At 62.8% G+C, this 25,122-nt stretch carries 27 protein-coding genes; 9 read left to right on the plus strand and 18 right to left on the minus strand.

What is annotated here, in order from left to right; translation table 11 throughout:
* Positions 1-185: 185 nt before the first annotated feature.
* The 3 genes from BLS27_RS08090 to BLS27_RS08100 all read left to right on the plus strand — a co-directional run bounded on the left by BLS27_RS08090 (position 186) and on the right by BLS27_RS08100 (position 2,699).
* Positions 186-1,193 carry a methionine ABC transporter ATP-binding protein gene (locus tag BLS27_RS08090; RefSeq protein ID WP_043207700.1) on the plus strand — a complete coding sequence of 336 codons (1,008 nt, stop codon included), beginning with the start codon at positions 186-188 and terminating at the stop codon, positions 1,191-1,193.
* Positions 1,193-1,864, plus strand: coding sequence for a methionine ABC transporter permease (locus tag BLS27_RS08095; protein ID WP_043207697.1), 672 nt, complete (start codon positions 1,193-1,195; stop codon positions 1,862-1,864). The genes BLS27_RS08090 and BLS27_RS08095 overlap by 1 nt, the downstream gene beginning before the upstream one ends.
* 64 nt (positions 1,865-1,928) lie before the next feature.
* Positions 1,929-2,699, plus strand: coding sequence for a MetQ/NlpA family ABC transporter substrate-binding protein (locus BLS27_RS08100; RefSeq protein ID WP_043207694.1), 771 nt, complete (start codon positions 1,929-1,931; stop codon positions 2,697-2,699).
* 118 nt (positions 2,700-2,817) lie between these two features.
* Here the strand turns inward: BLS27_RS08100 and BLS27_RS08105 are convergent, their stop codons facing one another.
* The 5 genes from BLS27_RS08105 to BLS27_RS08125 are packed head-to-tail and all read right to left on the minus strand — an operon-like array spanning position 2,818 to position 6,704.
* Positions 2,818-3,450 (minus strand): SCO family protein, encoded by a 633-nt coding sequence (locus BLS27_RS08105; RefSeq protein WP_070575736.1) that lies wholly within the window; start codon positions 3,448-3,450, stop codon positions 2,818-2,820.
* A complete protein-coding gene (cyoE, locus tag BLS27_RS08110; RefSeq protein WP_090344082.1) occupies positions 3,447-4,346 on the minus strand; it encodes a heme o synthase in 900 nt (299 codons plus the stop codon). Before cyoE ends, BLS27_RS08105 begins: the two co-directional genes overlap by 4 nt.
* Entirely contained in the window at positions 4,331-5,404 is a 1,074-nt protein-coding gene (locus BLS27_RS08115; protein ID WP_090344084.1) for a COX15/CtaA family protein, read from the minus strand. The genes cyoE and BLS27_RS08115 overlap by 16 nt, the downstream gene beginning before the upstream one ends.
* Before the next feature lie 9 nt (positions 5,405-5,413).
* The gene (locus BLS27_RS08120; protein ID WP_090344086.1) at positions 5,414-5,998 is read right to left on the minus strand and encodes a hypothetical protein; all 585 of its coding nucleotides are present in this window, start codon (positions 5,996-5,998) and stop codon (positions 5,414-5,416) included.
* On the minus strand, positions 5,964-6,704 hold the full coding sequence (locus BLS27_RS08125; RefSeq protein ID WP_090344088.1) for an SURF1 family protein: 741 nt from the start codon (positions 6,702-6,704) through the stop codon (positions 5,964-5,966). Before BLS27_RS08125 ends, BLS27_RS08120 begins: the two co-directional genes overlap by 35 nt.
* Positions 6,705-6,767: 63 nt before the next feature.
* Here BLS27_RS08125 and BLS27_RS08130 point away from each other — a divergent pair, with 63 nt between their 5' ends.
* Positions 6,768-6,971, plus strand: coding sequence for a twin transmembrane helix small protein (locus tag BLS27_RS08130; RefSeq protein ID WP_043207682.1), 204 nt, complete (start codon positions 6,768-6,770; stop codon positions 6,969-6,971).
* 57 nt (positions 6,972-7,028) lie between these two features.
* On the opposite strand, the gene BLS27_RS08135 is transcribed toward BLS27_RS08130, so the two are convergent.
* Genes BLS27_RS08135 through coxB form a run of 4 tightly spaced genes read right to left on the minus strand, consistent with a single transcriptional unit; the run spans position 7,029 to position 11,270 of the window.
* Positions 7,029-7,916, minus strand: a complete 888-nt coding sequence (locus tag BLS27_RS08135; protein WP_043207681.1) for a cytochrome c oxidase subunit 3 — start codon at positions 7,914-7,916, stop codon at positions 7,029-7,031.
* 16 nt (positions 7,917-7,932) lie between these two features.
* Positions 7,933-8,499 carry a cytochrome c oxidase assembly protein gene (locus BLS27_RS08140; protein ID WP_070575720.1) on the minus strand — a complete coding sequence of 189 codons (567 nt, stop codon included), beginning with the start codon at positions 8,497-8,499 and terminating at the stop codon, positions 7,933-7,935.
* 10 nt (positions 8,500-8,509) lie between these two features.
* On the minus strand, positions 8,510-10,099 hold the full coding sequence (gene ctaD, locus BLS27_RS08145; RefSeq protein ID WP_043207679.1) for a cytochrome c oxidase subunit I: 1,590 nt from the start codon (positions 10,097-10,099) through the stop codon (positions 8,510-8,512).
* Between the two features lie 43 nt (positions 10,100-10,142).
* Positions 10,143-11,270 carry a cytochrome c oxidase subunit II gene (coxB, locus tag BLS27_RS08150; protein WP_043207676.1) on the minus strand — a complete coding sequence of 376 codons (1,128 nt, stop codon included), beginning with the start codon at positions 11,268-11,270 and terminating at the stop codon, positions 10,143-10,145.
* A gap of 376 nt (positions 11,271-11,646) precedes the next feature.
* Here coxB and BLS27_RS08155 point away from each other — a divergent pair, with 376 nt between their 5' ends.
* Positions 11,647-12,288 carry a hypothetical protein gene (locus BLS27_RS08155; RefSeq protein ID WP_043207674.1) on the plus strand — a complete coding sequence of 214 codons (642 nt, stop codon included), beginning with the start codon at positions 11,647-11,649 and terminating at the stop codon, positions 12,286-12,288.
* Positions 12,289-12,347: 59 nt separating this feature from the next.
* Here the strand turns inward: BLS27_RS08155 and BLS27_RS08160 are convergent, their stop codons facing one another.
* The 6 genes from BLS27_RS08160 to prlC all read right to left on the minus strand — a co-directional run bounded on the left by BLS27_RS08160 (position 12,348) and on the right by prlC (position 20,671).
* Positions 12,348-13,883: a SulP family inorganic anion transporter gene (locus BLS27_RS08160; protein WP_167358077.1), complete on the minus strand. Its 1,536-nt coding sequence runs from the start codon at positions 13,881-13,883 to the stop codon at positions 12,348-12,350.
* 186 nt (positions 13,884-14,069) lie between these two features.
* Positions 14,070-14,789 carry a carbonic anhydrase gene (locus BLS27_RS08165; RefSeq protein ID WP_043207671.1) on the minus strand — a complete coding sequence of 240 codons (720 nt, stop codon included), beginning with the start codon at positions 14,787-14,789 and terminating at the stop codon, positions 14,070-14,072.
* A 283-nt stretch (positions 14,790-15,072) separates the two neighbouring features.
* The gene (locus BLS27_RS08170; RefSeq protein ID WP_043207668.1) at positions 15,073-16,131 is read right to left on the minus strand and encodes a PA0069 family radical SAM protein; all 1,059 of its coding nucleotides are present in this window, start codon (positions 16,129-16,131) and stop codon (positions 15,073-15,075) included.
* Positions 16,132-16,212: 81 nt separating this feature from the next.
* Complete coding sequence (locus tag BLS27_RS08175; protein ID WP_090344091.1) at positions 16,213-18,213, minus strand: M3 family metallopeptidase; 2,001 nt, start codon at positions 18,211-18,213, stop codon at positions 16,213-16,215.
* A 128-nt stretch (positions 18,214-18,341) separates the two neighbouring features.
* Positions 18,342-18,623 (minus strand): YheV family putative zinc ribbon protein, encoded by a 282-nt coding sequence (locus tag BLS27_RS08180; protein ID WP_043207663.1) that lies wholly within the window; start codon positions 18,621-18,623, stop codon positions 18,342-18,344.
* Entirely contained in the window at positions 18,620-20,671 is a 2,052-nt protein-coding gene (prlC, locus tag BLS27_RS08185; RefSeq protein WP_043207661.1) for an oligopeptidase A, read from the minus strand. The genes BLS27_RS08180 and prlC overlap by 4 nt, the downstream gene beginning before the upstream one ends.
* Before the next feature lie 103 nt (positions 20,672-20,774).
* Between prlC and BLS27_RS08190 the strand changes: the two genes are divergently transcribed.
* Positions 20,775-21,323, plus strand: coding sequence for a gamma carbonic anhydrase family protein (locus tag BLS27_RS08190; protein WP_043207659.1), 549 nt, complete (start codon positions 20,775-20,777; stop codon positions 21,321-21,323).
* 103 nt (positions 21,324-21,426) lie between these two features.
* Positions 21,427-22,077 carry an HAD family hydrolase gene (locus BLS27_RS08195; protein WP_043207657.1) on the plus strand — a complete coding sequence of 217 codons (651 nt, stop codon included), beginning with the start codon at positions 21,427-21,429 and terminating at the stop codon, positions 22,075-22,077.
* A 96-nt stretch (positions 22,078-22,173) separates the two neighbouring features.
* Here BLS27_RS08195 and BLS27_RS08200 read toward each other — a convergent pair whose 3' ends face one another.
* A complete protein-coding gene (locus BLS27_RS08200) occupies positions 22,174-23,265 on the minus strand; it encodes an aminopeptidase (RefSeq protein ID WP_043207653.1) in 1,092 nt (363 codons plus the stop codon).
* Positions 23,266-23,331: 66 nt separating this feature from the next.
* Between BLS27_RS08200 and BLS27_RS08205 the strand changes: the two genes are divergently transcribed.
* On the plus strand, positions 23,332-23,748 hold the full coding sequence (locus tag BLS27_RS08205) for a PA0061/PA0062 family lipoprotein (RefSeq protein ID WP_043207649.1): 417 nt from the start codon (positions 23,332-23,334) through the stop codon (positions 23,746-23,748).
* Between the two features lie 78 nt (positions 23,749-23,826).
* Positions 23,827-24,240 (plus strand): PA0061/PA0062 family lipoprotein, encoded by a 414-nt coding sequence (locus tag BLS27_RS08210; protein ID WP_043207647.1) that lies wholly within the window; start codon positions 23,827-23,829, stop codon positions 24,238-24,240.
* Between the two features lie 20 nt (positions 24,241-24,260).
* Here BLS27_RS08210 and BLS27_RS08215 read toward each other — a convergent pair whose 3' ends face one another.
* Both BLS27_RS08215 and BLS27_RS08220 read right to left on the minus strand, forming a co-directional pair.
* Positions 24,261-24,494 (minus strand): DUF1161 domain-containing protein, encoded by a 234-nt coding sequence (locus BLS27_RS08215; protein WP_043207645.1) that lies wholly within the window; start codon positions 24,492-24,494, stop codon positions 24,261-24,263.
* Between the two features lie 70 nt (positions 24,495-24,564).
* On the minus strand, positions 24,565-24,990 hold the full coding sequence (locus BLS27_RS08220) for an OsmC family protein (RefSeq protein WP_043207643.1): 426 nt from the start codon (positions 24,988-24,990) through the stop codon (positions 24,565-24,567).
* Positions 24,991-25,122 lie beyond the last annotated feature (132 nt).

Raw genomic sequence — 25,122 nt, forward strand, 5'->3', positions numbered from 1 at the left:
GGCTCGTTCCTGTAGTGACTGGAGGCGCCCCGTGAGCGTTCAATCGGATTACCGGTTGTCGCGTTATGCCCAGCGGATTGGTTGATGACGAAATAAATGCTAAGAACAACTATGGGAAAAGGCTAAAATGCGCGACCCCGGCTAACCGCTGACCCAAATTCCATGCGCCCCACAAGGTTCGCTCAGTGATCGAGTTTCAACATGTCCACAAGACCTACCGCGTCGCCGGTAGGGATATCCCCGCCCTGAACCCGACCAGCCTGACCATTGAAAATGGCCAGGTGTTCGGCCTGATCGGGCATTCCGGCGCCGGCAAGAGCACCTTGCTGCGCCTGATCAACCGCCTGGAGGCCCCAAGCGGCGGCAAGATCATCGTCGACGGTGAAGATGTCACCGCCTTCGACGCCAACCAGCTGCGCCGCTTCCGCCAGCAGGTCGGGATGATCTTCCAGCACTTCAACCTGCTGGCCTCCAAGACCGTCGCCGACAACGTCGCGCTGCCATTGACCTTGGCTGGCGAGCTGTCGCGTAGCGAGATCGACAAGCGTGTGACCGAACTGCTGGCTCGCGTCGGGCTGTCGGACCACGCCAAGAAGTACCCCGCCCAGCTTTCCGGTGGCCAGAAGCAGCGCGTGGGTATCGCCCGTGCCTTGTCCACCAACCCCAAGATCCTCCTGTGCGACGAGGCCACCAGCGCTCTGGATCCGCAAACCACGGCCCAGGTGCTGCAGTTGCTGGCCGAGATCAACCGTGAGCTGAAGCTGACCATCGTGCTGATCACCCACGAAATGGACGTGATCCGCCGGGTCTGCGACCGCGTGGCAGTGATGGATGCCGGGCAGATCGTCGAGCAAGGCGCGGTGGCCGATGTGTTCCTGCATCCGCAGCACCCGACCACCAAGCGCTTCGTCCAGGAAGATGAGCAGGTGGACGAAAGCGAGCAGCGCGATGACTTCGCCCACGTACCAGGGCGTATCGTGCGCCTGACCTTCCAGGGCGATGCCACCTACGCACCGCTTCTGGGCACCGTGGCCCGGGAGACTGGCGTTGACTACAGCATCCTGGCCGGACGTATCGACCGTATCAAGGACGTCCCCTATGGACAGCTCACGCTCGCCGTCACTGGCGGCGACATGGAAGCGGCGTTCGCCCGCTTCAAGGCTGCTGATGTTCATATGGAGGTACTGCGTTGATGGACGCTCTTAATTTCTTCGCCAACGTCGACTGGGCCGAAATCTGGCTGGCCAGCATCGACACCATGATCATGTTGTTCGGCTCGCTGTTCTTCACCGTGCTGCTGGGCTTGCCCCTGGGCGTGCTGCTGTTCCTCTGCGGACCGCGGCAGATGTTCGAACAAAAAGGCGTTTATGCGCTGCTATCGCTGGTGGTCAACGTGTTGCGCTCGCTGCCGTTCATCATCCTGCTCATCGTCATGATCCCGATCACCGTGCTGATCACCGGCACTTCGCTGGGTGTCGCCGGTGCAATCCCGCCGCTGGTGGTGGGTGCGACGCCATTCTTCGCACGCTTGGTGGAAACCGCCCTGCGTGAAGTAGACCGCGGCATCATCGAGGCCACCCAGTCGATGGGCGCCACCACCCGCCAGATCATCACCAATGCCCTGCTGCCCGAAGCCCGGCCAGGCATCTTCGCCGCCATCACCGTCACTGCCATCACCCTGGTGTCCTATACCGCCATGGCCGGCGTGGTCGGTGCCGGCGGTCTGGGCGACCTGGCCATCCGCTTCGGCTACCAGCGTTTCCAGACCGACGTGATGGTGGTCACCGTGATCCTGCTGCTGATCCTGGTTCAAGTTCTGCAAAGTGTCGGCGACAAACTGGTCGTGCATTTTTCCCGTAAGTAACCCCAATGGGGTCGGCCTGGCCGACCCGTTCGGGGGCCGTCGCGGCCCTCACAAGGAGTGATCAATGAAGAAGCTGCTTGCTGTCGTCGCCGCTGTCGCGGCCTTCTCGGCCAACGCCGAGTCCCTCACCGTCGCGGCCACCCCGGTTCCGCATGCCGAGATCCTCAACTTCGTGAAGCCGCAACTGGCCAAGGAAGGGGTGGAGCTGAAGGTGAAGGAATTCACCGACTACATCCAGCCGAACGTGCAAGTGGCCGAAAAGCGCCTGGACGCCAACTTCTTCCAGCACCAGCCGTACCTGGATGAGTTCAACAAGGCCAAGGGCACGAATCTGGTCAGCGTCGCCGGCGTACACCTGGAGCCGCTGGGCGCCTACTCGAGCAAGCTCAAGAAGCTCGACGAACTGCCGTCCGGCGCCACTGTGGTCATCCCCAACGATGCCACCAACGGTGGCCGCGCCCTGTTGCTGCTGGACAAGGCCGGTGTGATCAAGCTCAAGGACAACAAGAACATCCTCTCGACCGTCAAGGACATCACCGGCAACGACAAGGGCCTGAAGTTCCGCGAGCTGGAGGCGGCCACCATCCCACGCGTGCTGACCCAGGTCGACCTGGCGCTGATCAACACCAACTACGCGCTGGAGGCCAAACTCAACCCTGAGAAGGACGCCCTGGTCATCGAAGGCAGCGATTCGCCCTACGTGAACATCCTGGTTGCCCGTCCGGACAACAAGGACGCCGACGCCATCAAGAAACTGGCTGCCGCCCTGCACTCGCCCGAGGTGAAGCAGTTCATCACCGAGAAGTACAAAGGTGCGGTGATTCCGGCGTTCTAAGCCGTCTGCGCGCTGAATGTTTCGCGGGTAAACCCGCTCCCACAGAGACGCCACAGGCCAAAACGCCGCGGTGAACCTGGGGGAGCGGGTTTACCCGCGAAGCTTTTCAGCCGCGGGTTCAGTCCCGCTTGACCAACCCTGGCAGCTGCGCCACCAGCTTCTGGTTGTTCATCGGCGCACGGATGAAACCACGCTGGCGACCATCCGGGCCGACCACCGCCAGGTTGCCGCTGTGATCGACCGTATATCCAGGCTTGCTGGTATCAGCCGGAATGAACGGAATGCTCAGCCCATTGGCCAGCGCCTGGGTATCTTCGATCGACCCCGTCAACCCCACGAAGTCCTTGTCGAAATAGCCCAGGTACTGCTTGAGCTGGTTCGGTGTGTCCCGGTTCGGGTCCACGCTTACCAACACCACTTGCAAGCGCTCCAGCGCCTCCTTGGGCAACTCGCTCTTGACCTGACGCAACTGGGCCAGGGTAGTCGGGCAGATGTCGGGGCAGTAGGTGTAGCCGAAGAACAGCAGCGACCACTTGCCCTTGAGCTGATCCAGCGCCACGGGCCGGCCGTCCTGGTCGGTCATGGTCACGTCCGGCACGGTGCGGCTCTGGGGTAGCAGAATGATGCCGGCGTCGATCAGCTCGGCCGGGTTCGCCTCGCTGCGACCATTGAGCACCTTGTTGACGGTCAGGCCGAGGATCAAGGCGACGACGGCGACGAGGATGAAGACGGTTTTCTGGGTTCGGGTCATAGGTTCGGCAACAGGTAGTGGTCCAAAAGCAGTGCGATGAACAGCAGGAACAAGTACCCGATAGAGTACTTGAAGGTCTTGATCGCAGCGTGCGGCCTGGTGCCACGGTACAACACCCAGGCCCAGTGGAGAAAGCGCAGGCCCAGGGCCAAGGCACAGATCAAGTAGAGCGGGCCGCTCATGTGGATGACGTATGGCAGCAGGCTCACCGCCAGCAGCACCAGGGTATAGAGCAGAATGTGCAGCTTGGTGTAGCGCTCGCCGTGGGTCACCGGCAGCATGGGGATGTCCGCCTTGGCGTACTCCTGCTTGCGGTGGATGGCCAGGGCCCAGAAGTGCGGCGGGGTCCAGGCGAAAATGATCAGCACCAGCAGCAACGGCTCGGCGCTCACATGCCCACTGACCGCCACCCAGCCCAGCAACGGCGGCGTTGCACCCGCCAGGCCACCGATGACGATATTCTGCGGCGTGGCGCGCTTGAGAAACCCGGTATAAATCACCGCATAGCCCAGCAACGAGGCGAGGGTGAGCCAGGCGGTGAGGGCGTTGGTGAAGACCAGCAGCACGGCCATACCCGCCAGCGACAAGGCCAGTGCGAAGCCCAGCGCCGGCAAGGGCGCGACCCGGCCGTCAGCCAGCGGTCGCTTGTGGGTACGGGCCATCAGTGCATCGATGCGCCGGTCCACCACATGGTTGACCACCGCCGCGCCCCCGGCGCAGAGGGCTATGCCTAGGTTGCCGAACGACAGGATGGGCCAAGGCACCCCGGCCCGGGTGGCCAAGAACATTCCCGCCAGCGAGGTGATCAGCATCAGGAGCACCACCTTGGGCTTGGTCAGCTCCAGGTAGTCGCGCCACCCGGCTCGCGCCGGGCGTTCACTCAGAAGCGTCGCCACGCGTCAGCCCTCGTGTGCACGGTGCCACCTGCACTGGTGACCGGTGTGAGTCGCCAGCCATGGCCAACACGGACCTTGTCCACCACGCGAATCCGGTAATTCACCAGCACCATGCTCAGCAGCAACAGAGCACCGCCCGCGTTGTGCGCAACGGCCACCCCCAACGGCAGATGGAACAGTACGTTGCTGATACCCAGGCTGACCTGCACGCCCAGCACCAGCAGCACCAGACGAGCCAGCCCGGTGAGACCGTTGCGGTGCAGCTTCCAGCTCAACATCAGCAACACCGCAACGACCATCAGCGCGCCGAGCCGGTGACTGATGTGAATGGCGGTGCGGGCATCACTGTCCAGTTGTCCACCGAGGTAGTTGGGTCCCACGTGCTGGGTCAGGTGAAAGCCGTTGCTGAAGTCCGCCGCCGGCCACCATTGACCGTGGCAGGTGGGCAGATCGATGCAGGCCACTGCGGCATAGTTGGCACTGACCCAGCCCCCCAAGGCGATCTGCCCGATCACCACCAGCAGCGCCAGCGCCGCCACCCGACGCAGGCTCAAAGGCAGCTTGGGCAACGGCGCAAACGCGCGAGATAGACGCAGCGATAGCAGGAACAGCAGACTGAGCGTGGTGAAGCCGCCCAGCAAATGGGCAGTGACCACCTGCGGCCATAGCTTGAGCGTGACCGTCCACATGCCGAACGCCGCCTGGGCGAGCACCACCCCTAGCAACAGCACCGGCAGGCGGTACGGCTGGCCGTCCCGGGCATGACGGCGCACCGCCTGGAAGGCCAGCAGCGCGATCACCGTCGCCAGTGTGCCGGCAAAGTAGCGGTGGACCATCTCGGCCCAGCCCTTGGCCTCCTCCACCGGATGGTCCGGGAAGCGCAGCTCGGCGTGTGCCAGTTGGGCTTCGGTCTTGGGCACGCCAATGAAGCCGTAGCAGCCAGGCCAGTCGGGACAACCCAGGCCAGCGTGGGTCAGGCGGGTATAAGCACCGAGCAGCACGACCAGCAGCGCCAGCACGGTGGCAAACACAGCAAGGCGGTATCCGGGTCTGGCCATGGCGGCCTCCTAGCCGATGTTGGACAGCTTGAGCAGATGGCGCAGGTCGTCGAGCACCTGTTTACCGTTGACCTTGGCGTCGTAGCGCAGCACCAGGTTGCCGTGGGGATCGACAATCCACAGCTGCGGACCGGGTACATCGACCTTCTGGCCATAACGCTGGGTATCCAGCGGGTAACGTTGCAATTGCGGGTATTCACGCTCGAGCGTGCCCTGGAATTCGCCGGGCAATGGCTGGGCGGCGGCCAGGGCATGGCTGGCGCGGCTTGCATCGCGGCCCAGGCCAATCTGGATCTGCCGGGCCAGATAGACCAGTCGCTGGCAATCCTCGGTGCAGGTAGCCGGGGCGCTGACCAGCAATTGCCAGCGTGCCTCCTGGGCATCGATGCCGATATCCGCGCGGCTTTGACCGTTGCCGATCATCTCGCCGTGGTAGCTGCGCCCCTCTGGCACCCAGAACTGCAGCTTGTACATGCTGGTGGCCAGGATCATTGGGCCCAACACCACCAACAGGATCAGGATCAGCTGCAAACGCCCGCGGCTTCTGGGTTTGCCACGTTCAGGCACGTCCAGTGGACTCGTTACGCCGCCCATGGGGGTTCTCCTTTTTGTCATGCCAGCCGAAGTAGAGGTAAAGCAGCACCAGCGCCGTGGCCAGGGCGAACCACTGCACGGCGTAGCCCAGGTGTTTTTCCGGACCCAAGGCGACCACCGGCCAGTCCAGCCGGTAGCTGGCCGGGCCGTGTTCCAGACGCAGTTCATGGGCAAAACCCTCACGGCCGAGCTGTTGCCACAGTTGGGCAGGGTCGACGGCGGTCAGTAGATGTGGCCACTGGCCGCCGACCGGGTCTGGGTGCAGCTGGAAGGTGGCGCCCGGCGCGACATAGACCCAGGCCTCGAGCGCCAAGGCTTGGGCAGGTGTCTCGAAACGGACCGGCTCGCGACGATCCGGCCAGGGCAGCCAGCCCCGGTTGACCAGCAGCCACAGGCCGCTGGCCTGGTCATGAAACGGTTGCAGCACCTCCACACCCGCCCGGCCGTCGCGAATGCTGTTGTCCAGCAGCAGGCTGTGTTCACCATCGAAGCGGCCATACAGGTGCACGCGACGATAGGCCGGGTTGGCCACCTGTGGCAGTTGGCCGCCGGCCAGGGGCGCCTCGATCCTGCGTTCGGCGAAGGTTGCCAGCAGTGCACGTTTTTCATCGGCACGGTCCAGTTGCCAACAGCCGAGCGCGATCAGGCCCGGCAGCAGCGCGAGCACCACCAAGGTTGGTACCAGGCCTGGGCGAAACGGCTTCACCGTGTCCTCGCCAGGTCGATCGCTATACTTGATTTCATCACCGCATCCCCCCGGAGTTTCGCCATGCTCAAGGCCGCGATTGTCCTGATGCTGTTGGCCACCATTGCCAGCCTGTTCAGCGGGCTGGTGTTCCTGGTCAAGGACGACGAACACTCGACCCGCTTGCTCAAAGCCCTGACCGTGCGAGTCACCCTGGCCACCTTGACAATCGCCCTGGTGGCCTGGGGCCTGATCAGCGGCCAACTGGTCTCCCACGCCCCCTTCTAAGTTTTCACCCGCTCCCATCTGGTCCGTCGGAGTTCTCTAAAGGCAGTTGCCCTCAGTTCAGAGCACGTACACGAAGATGAACAACCCGACCCACACCACATCGACAAAGTGCCAGTACCAGCTCGCCGCCTCGAAACCAAAGTGCTTGTCCGGATCGAAATGCCCGCGTAGCACGCGGCAGAACATCACGATCAGGATCAGCGTGCCCAAGGTCACGTGGGCACCGTGGAAGCCGGTGAGCATGAAGAAGGTCGCGCCGTAGATCCCTGAACCCAGCGTCAAGCCCAGTTCGGTATAGGCCTCGTGGTACTCGAAGGCCTGCAACGCCAGGAACGACAAGCCCAGCAGGATGGTCAGCCCCAGCCACAGCTTGAGCGGCCCACGATGGTTCTTGCGCAGGGCATGGTGGGCGATGGTGATGGTCACGCTGGAGCTCACCAGCAAGATGGTGTTGATCAGCGGCAGGTGCCACGGATCGATGATTTCCTTCGGTGGCGGAAACAGCTTCGGATCCGGTGTATGCAACAACGGCCAGGCGAACTCGAACGTTGGCCACAGCATATGGGCGATGCCCTTGTGTCCCTCGCCGCCGAGCCAGGGGCCGGCCAGAACTCGCACGTAGAACAGCGCGCCGAAGAACGCCAGGAAGAACATCACCTCCGAGAAGATGAACCAGCTCATGCCCCAGCGGAACGAGCGGTCCATCTGCGCGCTATAGAGCCCGGCGTGGCTTTCCTTGACCACCGCACCGAACCAGCCGAACAGCATGTAGGCCAGAAACAGCGCGCCGACGAAGAAGATCAGTGGCCCATGGGACTCGGGGTGACCGGCCTTGAGATCGTTGAACCAGGTCCCCAGGCCGAACACCGTGATGAACATCCCGATGGTCGCGATGATCGGCCACTTGCTCTGCGCCGGGACGTAATAGTGCTCATGACTTGCCATTGCTGTTCTCCTTCCCTTAGCGGGCGCCCTGGACGTCCTGGGCCGCGACATGAGCGACCGGTGGGTGGCGAGCGGTGATGTCGAACAAGGTGTAGGCCAGTGTCAGGTGCTTCACATTGGCCGGCAGGTCGCGATCGACGATGAACCGCACGGGCATCTCGATGCGCTCACCGGGTTGCAGCACCTGCTGGGTGAAGCAGAAGCACTCGGTCTTGTGGAAATACGCCGCGGCCTCGGCCGGGGTGATGCTGGGTATGGCTTGGGCACTCATGGGCCGGTCGGTGGGGTTGCGGGCGATGAAAATCATCTGGTTGACCGCGCCCGGATTGACCTCCAGCTGATCGGCGGTGGAATAGAAGTCCCAGACCATGTCGCTGGCGTTGGTGGACATGAACTGCACCCGCACCGTGCGCGACGGGTCACTCACCTGGCTGCCCTCGTATTGCCCGCCGGTCTTGCCATTGATGCCGAAGGCCTTGCACATCACGTCGTAGATGGGCACCAGGGCAAAACCAAAGGCGAACATCAGCACCGCCAGCATCAAGAGGCGCGTGACCAGGCGTCTGAGCGAAAGGCCGTTCATGCCCGGCGCCTCACTTCACATCCGGTGGTGTCTGGAAGGTGTGGTAAGGCGCCGGCGAAGGCACCGTCCACTCCAGGCCATCGGCGCCATCCCAAGGCTTGGCCGGTGCCGGCGCGCCGCCGCGGATGCACTTGATGACGATGAACAGGAACAGGATCTGCGTGGCACCGAAGGTGAAGGCCCCGATCGACGACACCATGTTGAAGTCGGCGAACTGCAGGTTGTAATCCGGAATACGCCGAGGCATGCCGGCCAGCCCCACGAAGTGCATCGGGAAGAAGGCCAGGTTCATGCCCACGAACGAAAGCCAGAAATGCAGCTTGGCCAGGGTTTCGTCGTACATGTGTCCGGTCCATTTCGGCAGCCAGTAGTAGGCCGAGGCGAAGATGCCGAAGATCGCCCCCGGCACCAGCACGTAGTGGAAGTGGGCCACGACGAAGTAGGTGTCGTGATACTGGAAGTCCGCCGGGGCGATGGCCAGCATCAGCCCGGAGAACCCACCGATGGTGAACAGGATGACGAACGCGATGGCGAACAGCATCGGCGCCTCGAAGGTCAGTGCACCCTGCCACATGGTGCTGACCCAGTTGAACACCTTCACCCCCGTGGGCACGGCGATGAGCATGGTGGCGTACATGAAGAACAGCTCGCCAACCACCGGAATTCCGACCACGAACATGTGGTGGGCCCAAACAATGAACGACAGGAAGGCGATCGCGCCGGTGGCATAGACCATCGAGGTGTAGCCGAACAGCGGCTTGCGCGAAAAGGCCGGAATGATCGAGCTGACCGCACCGAAGGCCGGCAGGATCATGATGTACACCTCAGGGTGCCCGAAGAACCAGAACACGTGCTGGAACAACACCGGGTCGCCCCCGCCGGCAGCGCTGAAGAAGCTTGTGCCGAAGTGGATGTCCATCAGCATCATGGTTACCACGCCTGCCAGTACCGGCATCACCGCTATCAGCAGGAACGCGGTGATCAGCCAGGTCCAGACGAACAGCGGCATCTTCATGAGCGTCATGCCCGGGGCACGCAAGTTGAGGATGGTGGCGATCACGTTGATCGCGCCCATGATCGAGCTGATCCCCATCAGGTGGATGGCGAAGATGAAGAACGTCACGCTGGCCGGCGCGTAGGTGGTGGACAGCGGGGCATAGAAAGTCCAGCCGAAGTTGGGGCCTCCGCCTGGGCTGAACAGGGTCGAGACCAGCAGCAGGAAGGCCGCTGGCAACAGCCAGAAGCTGAAGTTGTTCATCCGCGGCAAGGCCATGTCCGGCGCGCCGATCATCAGCGGAATCATCCAGTTGGCCAGGCCGACGAAGGCCGGCATCACCGCGCCGAACACCATGATCAGGCCGTGCATGGTGGTCATCTGGTTGAAGAACGCCGGTTCCACGATCTGCAGCCCCGGCTGGAACAGCTCGGCGCGGATCACCATGGCAAAGGAGCCACCGAGCAGGAACATGGTGAAGGCGAACCACAGGTACATCGTGCCGATGTCCTTGTGGTTGGTGGTCAGCACCCAGCGCATCAGGCCCTTGGCCGGGCCGTGGGCGTGGTCATGGCCGTGGGCGTGGTCGTCGATCACTGCACTCATGTCCTGCCTCCTGCAATCCATTGATTGCCGCGAGTTACCCGGTTCATTGCGCGTCTGCCTGCTTGAGCGCCAGCACGTCTTTCGGCGTGACCATGTCACCTTTGTTGTTGCCCCAGGCGTTGCGCTCGTAGGTCACCACGGCGGCGATGTCGACTTCCGAAAGCTGCTTGCCGAACGCAGCCATGGCGGTACCGGGACGGCCGTGGAACACAATGTTCAGGTGTTCTTCCTTAGGCCCTGTGGCGACCTTCGAGCCCTTGAGCGCCGGGAACATCGGCGGCAGGCCCTGGCCCTCGGCCTGGTGACAGGACACGCAGGTGGTGTGGTAGACCTTGTCGCCGCGCTCGACCAATTCCTCAAGCGTCCACTCCTTGCTGGTCAGCTCCTTGAGCTTGGCAGCCTCGGCTTTTCGCTCGCCCAGCCAGGCGTCGTAGTCGGCCTTGGACTTGACCTCCACCACCACCGGCATGAAGCCATGGTCCTTGCCGCACAGTTCGGTGCACTGGCCGCGGTAGATGCCGGGTTTCTCGATGCGCGTCCAGGCCTCGTTGACGAAGCCCGGAATGGCGTCACGCTTGACCGCGAAGGCCGGCACCCACCAGGAGTGGATGACATCGGCGGCAGTCACCAGGAACCGCACCTTGGCCCCGACCGGCAGCACCAGCGGCTGGTCGACTTCCAGCAGGTAATGCTCGTCCTTGGGCGCCTTGTTGTGGATCTGGTCAGTGGGCGTGGCCAAGTTGCTGAAGAACTCTACGTCCTGGCCTAGGTACTTGTAGTGCCACTTCCATTGGTAGCCGGTGACCTGGATGTCGAGGTCCGACTCGCTGGCGTCATAGATGTCGATCAGGGTCTTGGTGGCCGGGATGGCCATGGCCACGAGAATCAGGAAGGGAACGACGGTCCAGAGGATCTCTACCCAGGTGTGCTCGTGGAAATGCGCAGGCTCCTGGCCGGTGGAGCGGCGGTGGATGACCATCGACCAGAACATCGCGCCGAACACCACGATGCCGATGACCACGCAAATCCAGAAAATGGTCATGTGCAGGTCGAACACGGCGTTGGAAACTTCCGTCGCCCCCGGTGCCATGTTCACGGTCCAGGCGGCTTGTGCCTGGCCAAACACCAACCACAACAGGAGGCCCATCCAGACATGTGGATGTCGCATCATTGCGGGTTCCCCTTATCGTTCTTGTTGTCCCGGAGGCGTGGACGACCGTACGGCTAAGGAGGGGATGGCGGCCAAGACTGCCTGGCTTCGACGACCGAGCCCCTGCAAATGGCAGTCGGGCCTCATCAACGAATCACGTTCAACCCGAGTATAGACAGCGACCAATGGCACGCAACGAAGGCCATGAAAACAACTTCACCGATTGACGTAATCGCTTGAAAGGCTTGCAGTTACAGGGATAGAGCAAAATGGTGGCATATTGATATAACCACGCAGACAGACGTGCCTCGGGGTTATAACAAATGCGTCTTAGGCATTCTGGTAAGCGAGCTAACTTAGTGTCTTCCGTTTGTAACGCCTTGTCCCTGGAGTTGTCATGAACATCGCTGCTGTCCGCGAGCAGATCACCCACGCCCACCAACACGAGGGCCAGACCGGCCAACTGAAACAGCGCCTGGAACAACAACTGCCGCATCTGCATCCATCGATCCAACTGCCTGAGCAGGATGCCCAGGGTACTCTGGCGCGCTTCGTCAGCGCCTACATCGATCAGGTTCCGGAACTGCTGGAGGCCGCCCATGAGGTGGCCCGCGAAGCCGGGATCGAGTCGCAGATCAAGCCGGTGCTGAAAATCGCCGAAGCCTACTTCCTGCAACCGCCCAGCGTCATGCAAGGCCATGTCGGCCTGGATTGCCTGCTGGACGAAGCCTACCTGGCCCATCGCCTGGTCGAAGAGGTCAATGACCTGTACATCCGTCACTTCCAGCAGCCGCTGATCCCGGTGGACACCACCGTGGCCAACCTGATCGCCCATCAGTTGATCGGCGAAACCTTCGCCAACCAGTTGGATGAAGTGGTGCACCACTCGGTGGACGAAATGCTCGACGACGAGAGTTTTGCCGTGGAGTCGGTCGAGACTTACCGGGAGAAACTCTGCAGCCCCGAAACCGGCGCGGCCTGGAAGCGCTGGCCCTGCCTGTCCCGCCAGCTGGGCGTGGAGCTCGGCCAGCCGGTCTGATCCACCTGACGCATGGGCGGGTTTACCCGCGAACGGGCCGCAAAGCGGCCCCTTTTGTGTCAGGCCCCAACACCCGCCGTCGTGCGCAGGCGCCCCTCGATACGCCGCTTGAGCCTGCGCTGCTCGATCACCAAGCGAGACCCCTTGGCCGCATTGCTGCGCCCCCAGTCTTCGAGCAGTTCGAGGCAGGAGTGGTCGATATAGCTCAGGTTGCCCAACGGCACGTGCAGCGTGGTCCCTTGCGGCACGCGCTCCAGCACCTGGGTCAGCGCCGGTACTTTGAGGAACGTCGCCGCGCCGCTCAGGCGCAGCTCCATGTGCCCGGGTTGCGCCAGGGTGACCAGGCCGATCTTCAGCCGCGCCGCCTTGAGCGCCAGCTTGAGCAGGGTCAGGGCAAAGCCCAGCAGCACGCCAGTCAGCAAGTCGGTGAAGATGATCGCCAGCGCCGTCGCGGCATAGGTGAACATCGGCATGCGGCCATAGCGGCCCAGCCCCCGGAATGCCTTGAAGTCCACCAGTTTGATACCGGTGTACACCAGCACACCCGCCAGGCTGGCCACCGGGATCTGCTGCAGCACACTGCTAAGCGCCACCACGAAGGCCAGCAGCCACAGGCCATGGAAAATCGCCGACCAGCGGGTCTGCGCACCGGCCTGGACATTGGCCGAGCTGCGCACGATGACCCCGGTCATCGGCAGCGCACCGAGCACGCCGCACAACATGTTGCCCAGCCCCTGCGCCGACAGTTCCCGATCGAAGTCCGAGCGCGGGCCGCTGTGCATGCGGTCCACCGCAGCGGCGGACAGCAGGGTTTCGGCACTGGCGATGAAGGCCAGTGCGAAGGCCGCGACCAGCAGGGAAGGGTCGGCCAGCTTGAGCAGATCATCCGGGCGCAGCCAGTCGATGGCTTCGGACAAATCCGCCGGCACCTGCACCCGGTTCACCGGCAGGGCCAGCCACAGGCTGACAGCGGTCATCGCCGCGACGCCCAACAGCGCGCCAGGTACAAAGCGCAGGCGCTGCGGCCGCCACCGTTCCCATGCCCACATCAAAGCAATGGTGCCCAGGCCTAGGGCACCGGCCTGCCAGCCATTGCCCGCGCGCTCCAAGGGCAGCGCCGAGGCCAGTGTTGCCGGGAAGCCCAGCAGGTTTTCCACACCCGAGGGCTGTGGCGCGCTATCGAACATCACGTGCACTTGGGACAGCACGATCAGCACACCGATACCCGCGAGCATCCCATACACCACCGCAGGCGCCGTGACCCGGAACCAGCAGCCCAGGCGCAGGCGTCCTGCCACTAACTGCAACAGCCCCGCCAGCAACAGGATAGGCCCCAGCATGGCCATGCCATGCTGGCGCACCAGCTCGAACACCAGCACCGCCAGGCCTGCCGCCGGCCCACTGACCTGCAGGGGCGAGCCGGCCAAAAAGCCCACTACGATGCCGCCGATGATGCCGGTGATCAGGCCCTTGGCAGGTGGCATGCCAGAAGCGATCGCGATGCCCATGCACAGGGGCAGCGCCACCAGGAAGACCACCACCGAGGCCAACAACTCTCGCGGCAATGCCGCTTTGATCTGTGTCTTGTTCACCATGAAGCTCCTTTCTCAAGTTTGGCGGCCACTCCAAGGCCGCAGGCACGGGGAACCCTGACACGCGCGCAGGCGCGGGCCGCCAGCAAGCCGGCAGGTCAGTCAGGGAAATTCAAGGCAGCCGACAGCCAGGCCACACCCCGCAGGGGTGCGACCGGCTATCAAGAACAACGCAGGTGTTCGGGTCGCTTAGTAGCGGCCTCTCGGTGTAGCGCAGGGGATTGGCTCACCGGCAGTGAGCGGCAGGAAGCTGTCGGAAGCGGCGTCGTAGGCTTCGATCTGGCTGGTCTCGATGTCGTAGACCCAGCCATGGATGAACAGCTGGCCGGCTGCCAGGCGCGAGGCGACCGAAGGATGGGTGCGCAGGTGATGCAACTGGGCGATGACGTTTTCCTTGGTCAGCACCTGCATGCTTTCGTGCTCGCTGCCGCAGGAGCAGTTGTCCTCGACCACGGTACGGGCCACTTCGGCATGCCGCAGCCAGGCCTTGACCGTGGGCATCTTCTCCAGCGAGTTGGGGTTGAGCACCGCACGCATGGCGCCGCAGTCGGAATGACCACAGACAATGATGTGGTGCACGCCCAGGGCCATCACGGCGTATTCGATGGCGGTGGAAACACCACCGTTCATCTGACCATAAGGCGGAACGACGTTGCCGACGTTACGGGTCACGAACAGATCGCCCGGCGAGCTTTGAGTGATCAGCTCCGGAACGATGCGTGAGTCGGCACAAGTGATGAACATCGCGCGTGGCTTCTGCGCGGTGGCGAGCTTCTTGAACAGCTCTTGCTGCTCGGGGAAGACGTCATGGTGAAAACGCAGGAAGCCGTCGACGATATGCTTCAGGGCAGCATCGGCGCTTTCGGCAGGTGCAGCCGGGACGACCTTGTTTGGGTCCTTGACGGGCATGATTCATCCTCTTGGCGGTTGTAGGTAAGGTCCATTTTACCGGGGAAAGATTCTGGCTATGCAGGGCGTTAGATGACACGCACAGGCGATAAATCACAATCTCTTGTCGACTTACGCTACGGGAGAAAACTTAACTGAAACTGAATTCGGAGGCTCTAGAACGGGCGTTCTAGCTTCATGAGGCGGGACGTCGATAGTAGCAAAAAAATATCAATCGCCACTACTCCTGAATAAAAATCTCAGCTTGCATGAGCCAGGCTGAGGATGGCCATGGGACCGCACCTCAAAACAACGCCATCTGCCCACCCGGTGGGCAAAAGGCCGTGCAATCGAGCGCCTGCGCCTCGCGCCCCTCGAACCCCAGCCGCTTTGCCGCCTTGCGAAACCGCTGCGCCAGTAATTCAGCGAACACCCCCTCGCCACGCATGCGCGTCCCGAACCGGCTGTCGTACAGCTCGCCCCCGCGGCTCTGGCGAATCAGGCTCAATACGTGGGCGGCACGTTGCGGGTAGTGATCCTGCAGCCACTGCTCGAACAACGGCGCCACCTCCAACGGCAGGCGCAACATCATGTAGGCCGCGCTCTGGGCGCCGGCATCTTTCGCCGCCTCCAGCAGATGTTCCAGCTCGCTGTCGTTGACCATGGGAATCATCGGCGAGCACAGCACCCCCACCGGCACCCCTGCCTCACGCAGGACGCGGATCGCCCGCAGACGTGCCTTGGGCGCCGCCGCTCTCGGCTCGAGGATGCGCTTGAGCGTGTCGTCGAGCGTGGTAAGGCTGATCATCACCCGCGCCAGGCGCTGGCTGGCCAGCTCGGCCAGCAGGTCAAGGTCACGCAGCACCAATGCTCCCTTGGTGACGATGGTCACCGGATGGCGATAGCGCAGCAGCACCTGAAGCAGGCGCCGGGTCAATTGCTGCTCCCGTTCGATGGGTTGATAGGGGTCGGTGTTGGAACCCAGGTTGATGGGGGCGCAGACATAGCCTGGCTTGCTCAGCTGTTGCTCGAGCACCTCGGCGGCGTTGGTCTTGGCGATCAGCTTGGTCTCGAAATCCAGGCCAGGGGAGAGGTCCCAGTAGGCATGGCTGGGTCGGGCGTAGCAGTAAATGCAGCCATGCTCGCAACCCCGGTAGGGGTTGATCGAGCGGTCGAAGGGCAAATCGGGCGAGGTGTTGCGGGTGATGATGGTCTTGGCGGTCTCGATGCGGATCTCGGTGCCTTGGGTCGCCGGCACGTCCTGGTACCAGCCATCGTCTTCCACAGTCGAATGGCTGGGAGAAAAACGATTGAGTGGATTGTGGGTCGTGCCTCGACCTTTTTGCGGCGCTGGGGAATACATCGCAGGCTCCAAATCACTGTATCCATGTACAGTACATCTGGATGATCATCCGTTCTAGCGCCTTACGTCAGCCAGTGCGCCTCATTCGAGACCGTACCAGTCCAACAGTGCCTCGATCTGCATAGGTCGTCCCAGAAACTCCTCGCATCCTTCGGGCATCGGCTTGGCATTGGCCCAGTTGGCGAATGCCGCCCGGAAGCGCTTACCCGCCCTGTTGTCGAACAACCCCCATTTTTCGAAGTGGGTGAATACGTCGATGGCATGTGCTTCGCCCCAGACGTAGCTGTAATAACCCGCCTCGTAACCGGCCACCAGATAGTCGAACGCGTGCGCCGGCTTCTCGAAGCTCGCCAGAGGCCAGCAGCCGCAACGTTCGCGGCATTCAGACAGGCGCTGCTGGATGGACTTGCCGTCGCCGGGCGAGCTGTGCAGCTCCAGATCGAACAGCGCCATGCTCACGTCGAAGACGCACTTCTCCAACTGCGCCTCGCGCAGGTTGGCCAGGGCCGCCTGAGCCTGCGCCAGCGTGAGCGGCTCACCGGTCAGGTAATGGCTGGAGATGTCCGCCAGGTACTGCGCGTTCCACAGCCAACGCTCAAGAAATTTGCCGAAGAACTCCTGGCTATCCGAGCCTGCCCGGTTTGGATCGGACAGCAAATGGTTGGTGGCGGGCATCAGCAGGATGTGCAGCCCGTGGCCGAACTCGTGGAACAGTTTGCGCAGGGCCAGATGATCGAGCAGGGCTGGCTCGCCCCCCAAGCCTGGCTCGCCGTCGCTGACCACCATTACCGAAGCGCCATGCGTCCGGCCCTGTTCGTCCCGACGCCGATGGCGCACGGCAATAGTGTGAGCTCCGTCTTGCTTGCCTGGGTGCATCAGGACATCCAGATACAGCATGCCGACTTCCACGCCTTCCTGGTGCACGGTGAAGCTGCGCACGCTGGGATGCCACGCCGAGACAGAGCAGGGCGTAAGCGTCAGGTCGAAGACCCGCTCGGCCAGATCGACCAAGGCGTGCACCACCTTGTCCAGCGTGAAGTAGCCGCGCAGCGCTTCATTGCTCATGGCCTGCTTGCGGGCTCGCAGGTACCGGACGTCCCATGGTTGGACTGCATCCAAATCATGCTGCGCAGCCAGGCCCTGAAGCGCGGTGCGCGCTTTGAGCATGGCGGGCCGCAGCTTCTGCGCCAGCGTCTGGAGCAACTGATGAACAGGCTCGACGCTGCCTGCGGCCTTGCCCTGCAAGATCAGCTGCGCGTAGCTGGTGTTTCCGATCAGTTGCCCTTTCTGCTCCCGCAGAAGCGCCAGCTGCTGCAGGCGGTTGCCATTGTCTTGCTGTTCATCCGAATGAACACCCCGGGAGTGGTAGGCCGTATAGACAGCCTCGCGCAGACGCCGATCATCGGCGAATTCGAGAATGGCCTTGGCGTTGCGTTCATTGCAGAGAATCTGCCAGCCCTCCAGGCCGGCATCCTTGGCTTGCCGGGCCATCAGGTCGCGCAAGCGCTGGGGCACCCCTTGCAGGCGCGCCTCATCCTCGATCTGAATACTCGATCGTTCACTCGTTTCATCGAGCGTCTGATAGAAGCCCCCGATCTGTTCGTTGATGTCATCCTCCAGCTGCGCCAACGTGGCGTTTTGCTGCGCATCCAGATGTACACCAGCCAAGCGGTACTCCAGAAGGATCCTGCGCAGCGTGGCCTTTTCATAGACATCCAGGCTGGACTCATCCGTGGCCAGGCGTTGATAGAGGGCGTGCAGGGGCTTGTTTCTGCGGTTTTCCATGAACAGGCGCTGCGCTCGACGATAGCCTTCGCCAAACGCTGCATGCCAGGCCTCACCTTTGTTGGCCAGGGGCAAGGTCGCAAAGACGGTCGCCTGCAGATCGGCTATGACGTTGTACATCGCCAACACCAACCCATCCCAGCTGGGCTGTTTTTGCTGACCTTCCAGCACTTGCGACAGACCGGTTTCATAGGCTCCGGCCACGGTGTCGAGGGCCGACTTAACATGCTCGAGCGTCACGCTGTCGTAATCGATGGGCGCACGATTGTCGTTCAGTAGGGGATTGCGGGCTTGCATGGGAGGTTCCTGCTCGGTTGATGATCAACGCGAGCATGGAACGCAAGGCCCTGCGCAGGTGGCTGCATAACTACCACCTGCCTGGGCAGGCACGCACCACCGGGCCTTGGCCCAGCGGTGCGACGGCCTCATTCGGCCGGTTTCTTCAGCTTAGGATTGGGGAAGAACTGCACGGTCTGCACCTTGGCCGGCGCGGCCTTGGGCGCCAAGTGGTTGACCCGGGTGCCCAGCTCGGTCGGCACCGACAGGCCCTGCTCGTTCAGGGTGTCGGTGAAACCGCAGGCTACGCACTCGCGGTGCGGCACACCGTCTTCATTCCACATCATCAGCTTGTCGGGCTCGCTGCACGCCGGGCAGACCGCCCCGGCGATGAAGCGCTTCTTGGTTTTGCTCACAGGAACCTCGCTCATGCCGCCGCATCCTCGGTCAGGCCACTATGGCGCAGCAGCGCATCGATGGAGGGCTCGCGGCCACGGAAGTCGACGAACAGCACCATCGGCTCGCGGGAGCCGCCACGGGCCAGGATTGCTTCGCGGAAGGCACGGCCGGTCTCGGCATTGAACACACCTTCTTCCTCGAAGCGCGAGAAGGCATCCGCCGAAAGCACTTCTGCCCACTTGTAGCTGTAATAACCGGCCGCGTAACCACCCGCGAAGATGTGGGCGAAGCTGTTCGGGAAGCGGTTGTACGCCGGCGGGCGCATCACCGACACCTCGTCGCGCACACCTTCGAGCACCTGCAGCACGCTGCGCCCATCGCCATGGTTGGCGTGCAGTTCGAAGTCGAACAGCGAAAACTCCAGCTGACGCACCATCATCATGCCCGACTGGAAGTTCTTGGCCGCCAGCATCTTGTCCAGCAGGTCCTGAGGCAGAGGCTCGCCGGTCTCGTAGTGGCCGGAGATCAGCGCCAGGCCTTCAGGCTCCCAGCACCAGTTCTCCATGAACTGGCTCGGCAGCTCCACGGCATCCCAGGCCACACCATTGATGCCGGAGACGCCCGCATGCTCGATGCGGGTGAGCAGGTGGTGCAGGCCATGGCCGAACTCATGGAACAGGGTGGTGACTTCGTCGTGGGTCAACAGCGCCGGCTTGCCAGGCGCGGCCGGGGTAAAGTTGCACACCAGGTTCGCCACCGGGCTCTGCAGGCTGCCGGCGGCAGTACGGCGACGGTCGCGAGCGCCGTCCATCCAGGCACCGCCACGCTTGTTGGCGCGGGCGTACAGGTCGAAGAAGAAGCGGCCCACGTGCTGGCCGTTTTCCTTGATCTCGAACAGGCGTACGTCCGGATGCCAGGTGTCGAAGCCCTTGAGCTCGGCAATCTCGATGCCGTACAGGCGCTGCACGATGGTGAACAGGCCCGAAAGCACCCTGTCGATCGGGAAGTAGGCGCGCAGGGCCTCCTGGGAGACGCTGTAGCGCTGCTCGCGCAGCTTCTCGCCGTAATAGCCGGCGTCCCAGCTCGAAAGCTCCGGGCAGCCCTGCTCGGCGGCGTAGGCCTTGAGCTGCTCCAGATCCTGAGCGGCGAACGGTTTGCTGCGTTTGGCCAGATCGCGCAGGAAGCTCAGCACCTGGTCGCTGGACTCGGCCATCTTGGTGGCCAGGCTCAGCTCGGCATAGTTCTTGTAGCCCAGAAGCTCAGCGAGCTCCTGGCGCAGGTCGAGGATTTCGCTCATCACCGGGCCATTGTCGAACTGGCCGGCGTTCGGGCCTTGATCGGAGGCGCGGGTGCAGTAGGCGGCGTAGAGCTCTTCGCGCAAGGCGCGGTCATTGGCGTAGGTCATCACCGCGTAGTAGCTGGGGAACTCCAGGGTGATCAACCAACCGTCCAGGCCCTTGGCCTGGGCAGCGGCGGCCATCTGCGCCTTGGCCGAGTCGGTCAGGCCGGCGAGCTGCGCTTCGTCGGTGACGTGTTTGGTCCAGGCCTGGGTGGCGTCCAGCAATTGGTTGGAGAAGCGGCTGCCCAGCTCGCTCAGGCGGCTTTGCACCTCGGCGTAGCGCTGCTGCTTGTCGGCCGGCAGGTCGATACCCGACAGACGGAAGTCCCGCAGGGCGTGGTCGATGATGGTCTTCTGCGCCACATCAAAGCCCGCGGCTTCGGGGCTCTTGGCCAGGGCTTCATACGCTTCGAACAGGGCGCGGTTCTGCCCCAGCTCGGTGGAATAGGCGCTCAGCGCAGGCAAGCAGGACTCGTAGGCCTCACGCAGTTCCTTGCTGTTGCACACCGCATTGAGGTGGCTGACCGGGCTCCAGGCGGCGCCCAGGCGGTCGTTAAGCTCGTCCATCGCCAGCACCAGGCCGGCCCAGGTCGGGTTCTGGCCTTGCTGTTCAAGGATCTGGGCAATGGCTTTTCGGTTATCGGCCAGGATCTGCTCGATCGCCGGCAGCACGTGTTCGGCACGGATCGCCGAGAAGGGCGGCAGATCGTAGGACTGCAGAAGCGGGTTGTTCGCACTCACGGTTTAGATACCTTGGCAGGAGGAAACACGGGACCATCTTAATTACAATCGACGCCGACCGCAGCAGGCAGCCCGCCTATCGGCATTCAAGAGGGGCGCTATCATGGCCATCCGACGCTTTGCACAACACACTCCGAAAGTTGGACCCAGGGTTTTCATCGATCGTTCGGCGGTGGTGCTGGGCGACGTGGAGATCGGCGAGGACAGCTCGGTCTGGCCGCTGACCGTCATTCGCGGCGACATGCACCGCATCCGCATCGGCGCACGCACCAGCGTGCAGGACGCCAGCGTGCTGCACATTACCCACGCCGGCCCCTTCAACCCTGACGGTTTTCCACTGCTGATCGGCGACGATGTGACGATCGGTCACAAAGTGATGCTGCATGGCTGTACCCTTGGCAACCGCATCCTGGTCGGCATGGGCTGCACGATCATGGATGGCGCGGTGGTAGAGGACGAAGTGATCATCGGTGCTGGCAGCCTGGTCCCCCCCGGCAAACGCCTGGAGAGCGGCTACCTGTACGTCGGCAGCCCGGCCAAGCAAGCCCGCCCGCTGACCGACAAGGAACGAGCGTTCTTTACCTACAGCGCCGCCAATTACGTCAAGCTCAAGGACCAGCACCTGGCCGAAGGCTACGACCGGCCCGAATGACCGTCTTCGCGACTAACCGCGCCACAAGCCCTACGACTGACCTTGTGGGAGCGGGTCTACCCGCGAACAACGCCACGCAGCATTCAAGTGGAACCCTTTGTACATGCACCAGCAGAACATTCTCTTCGACCTCGACGGCACCCTGACCGACCCACGCCTGGGCATCACCCGTTCGATCCAGTACGCCCTGGCCAAGCTGGGCATCGACGAGCCGGACCTGACCCGCCTCGAACACTTCATCGGCCCACCTTTACTGCAAGCCTTCATGCAGTTCTATGGCTTCGACGAAGCCAAAGCCTGGGAGGCGGTGAACTTCTATCGTGAGCGCTTCCGTGTCACGGGCCTGTACGAGAACCTGGTGTTCGACGGCGTGCCAGAACTGCTCGAAACCCTCAACAGCCAAGGCCGCACGCTTTACATCGCCACCTCCAAGCCCTGGGAGTTCGCCCGGGAGATCGCCCGGCACTTTGCCTTCGACCACCACTTCAAGGTGATCTACGGCAGCGAACTGGATGGCACCCGCACCAACAAGGTCGAGCTGATTCGCCACCTGCTGGACGAAGAAGGGCTGGACCCGGCCCAGACGCTGATGATCGGGGACCGCAAGCACGACCTGATCGGTGCGCGCAGCAACGGCTTGCAGGCGGTGGCGGTGGGGTATGGCTTCGGCAGCCGTGAAGAGCTCACAGCCGAAGCGCCGGCATTTCATTTCGAGACCCTGGCGCAGATGCACCAGGCATTCGTCGGTCATTAAGTGCAGGGGGCGGCTGCTGTTGCAGCCCGTTCGCAGGCTCCTACAGGGCAGCGGTGACCCTTGTAGAAGCCTGCAAAGGGCGCAAGCCGGCCCCACTCACCGGCTTGCAGCCAATCGCGCCAACCGCGTCTTGCGCTCTTCGAGCGGCAACCGCCCCAGCGCCTCGACCTGCCGGTAGAACCGGCTCCAGTCTCCGCCCGCTTGCCTAAACAACGCCGCAAACGCCGGCACCCACTGGTCATACAGCCCGAACGGCAACAGCTTGGCGTTGTTCATCGGCCCATACATCCAGGCGTCATAGCGTTTGTCCCCTTGCCACTGCTCATCGCGCACCTGCCGATAGGCCTGGCGCAGCCGTGCGAACTCCGCCTGCTTGGCCGCCCGCTTGGCTGGCTCATTGCGTGGGCTTGCGTAGATCGCCTCGAGCCGCGCTCGACTGTCCAGCACCAGTTGGATGAACTGCTCGCGCTGGCGCAGCGAATCCTCCCGAATCGCTGCAAGCCCACGGGCTGCGCGCCATTGCCGCGATCCTTCCTGCTCGACGAACGAGGCAAAAGACTCGTTGAACTCTGTGTCGTCCTGCACATAGAAACGCTGGTGCGCCAGCTCGTGGAAGATCACCGCGGCCAGACGCTCGTCGCCCCAGCCGACCATCGAGGAGAGAATCGGATCGTCGAACCAGCCCAGGGTCGAATACGCTTCGACGCCCCCCACATAGGTGTCCAGTCCTTGCTGGCGCATCAGTGCCGCCGCCCCCCGGGCCGCGCCTTGTCGGTAGTAGCCGCGGTAGGCGACACAACCGGCGATCGGGAAGCAATGGGTCACCGGCTGCAACGATAGCTCCGGCGTGGCGAACACGTTCCAGACCACATAGGGTCGGCCCAGATCGGCGTAGATGCGGTAACTGCGGTTGTCCGGCAGTTTCAGGTGCTCGCTGGCGAACGACCGGGCCAGCTCGGCCTGCGCCAGTCGCTGGCGCAAGGGAGCAGGAGTGGTGGGGTCATCAAGCAGGCGCTGCACCGGCTGGCGTGCGCGCAGCAACTGCCATTGCCCTTCGGCCAGTTGTCCGTAATAGCCAAGGCTGCTGCAACCGTTCAGCAGGAGGGCTGCAAGGACGGGAACCAAACGGGTGAAAACGCGGTCGAGAGGCCCAGGGCTTGAGCGCTGTAAAAGAAAAAGTCGGAACATCAAGGCTGTCTATCTCGCTCACGGCCAGTGCGGTCCAAGACTATCTCGCCAGGGGGGCGTTTCGCCATGCGTTCAATGATTGTCATCGCCGGCACGCTCGTGCTGCTGTCCGGATGCTCCACGTTGCCAGCGCCAGACCCTAATCAAGCCTGGGTCGATCTCGCGCCTTTCGACAACACGTCACTGCACGCAGTGCAGGTGGACGAACGCGACTGGGCCGACACCCGTTATTTCGAAGTCCAGCCTGGCAACCATGAGCTCACTGTGCGCTACCAGTTCGCCGTGGAGCCAAGCAACATCGGCCCGGTCGACGAACCCTTGTGGCGTGACTGTCAGCTCAATCTGACCTTCAAGGATTTCAGTGCCGGCCAGCGTTACCAACTGCAAGCCGGCAGCATCGGTTTCCGCCCCTGGATCAAGCTGTACGACCAGCAGCGAAAACTCGTCAGCCAAGGCTTGCCAGCAGGCTGCCAGCGCACCTGAAAGACCACGACTTTCGCGACAGTGCGGGCCTGTCGGCGCTATGCTTATAGCTTGTGAATCGCAAGCGGGAGTTTCGCCATGCGCCAGCCCATGATGCTGATCGCCCTCAGTGCGCTGGGGGCCTGCGCCAGCCCCTTGCCGCCCGTCGACCCCAAGCAGGCCTGGGTCGATCTCTACACCATCACCCCCGGCAGGACCATCATGGCCGACCGCCTGGACGGCAAACGGCTCGATGATGGCCGCTACTTCCAGGTCACACCTGGCAGGCACGAGTTGGTGGTGCGCTTCGACTACGAGGTGTACGCAGGCGGCTTCTCGACCGATCCAACCGAACGCACCTGCTACCTGACCGTGCGCTACGACGACTTCAAGGCCGGTGAACGCTATCGTCTGGAAGCCCGAGCGCCGGTAATGCAGCCGCAGGTGCTGCTGTACGATGCCAAACGCACGGTGGTGGTGGACGAGCCCAGCAACGTTTTCTGCATTCCGTGACCCGCAAGCGCGGGCCCTTTCTACCGATCGTTTTTCTGGTAGATGATTTTCTTGGTCCCGCCATCACAGCTGCCGACGATCATGTTCTGGTCGCGGACCTCGCTATTGGGCACGATTTCCAAAGTGTAGGACGTCACGCCCGCGGCCTGGATCTTCGCTTCGATTTCGGCCTTGAGTTCTTCGCACGGCTTGGGCGCGGCCAGGGCGGTCGTGGCCAGCAGGGAAACCAGCACGGCGGTTGCAACGCGGATCATGGGACGGCTCCTGAAGAGGCAGACCAGCTGCCAACGCTGGTTAGACTACAGGAAACCGCCCCTGTTGCGCCTAGGCAACCAACCTCGCGTCCAGGCTGATCGTGGCGTTCAGTACCTTCGATACTGGGCAGCCGGCCTTGGCCTTGTTGGCGATTTCCTGAAACTGCGCCTCGCTGGCGCCAGGAACCTTGGCCTTGAGGATCAGGTGCACGGCGGTGATGGCGAAACCGTCCGGCTGCTTGTCCAGGCTCACTTCGGCAATGGTGTCGATGCGTTCTGCGGTCAAGCCGGCCTCGCCCAGCATCATCGACAGAGCCATCGAGAAACACCCCGCATGCGCCGCACCAATCAGCTCCTCCGGGTTGGTCCCAGGCGAGCCTTCGAAGCGGGTGTTGAAGCCATAGGGATTCTGCTTGAGCGCCCCACTCTCGGTGGACAGCGAGCCCTTGCCGTCCTTGAGCCCGCCTTGCCAGATCGCCGATGCTGTCTTTTTCATGCTGCCTCCTGGTCATAGGATGAGTACCTATGGGTTCTGAGGACGGCACCCTATGCAAGTTCAGAACAATCCGACGCTCAACATTGAAACCCCGGAAACTGCCCATACAGAGTCTTCAAGGCCCCTTGGCCA

Origin of the sequence: Pseudomonas guariconensis, assembly GCF_900102675.1 — a bacterium.
GTDB classification, from domain to species: domain Bacteria; phylum Pseudomonadota; class Gammaproteobacteria; order Pseudomonadales; family Pseudomonadaceae; genus Aquipseudomonas; species Aquipseudomonas guariconensis.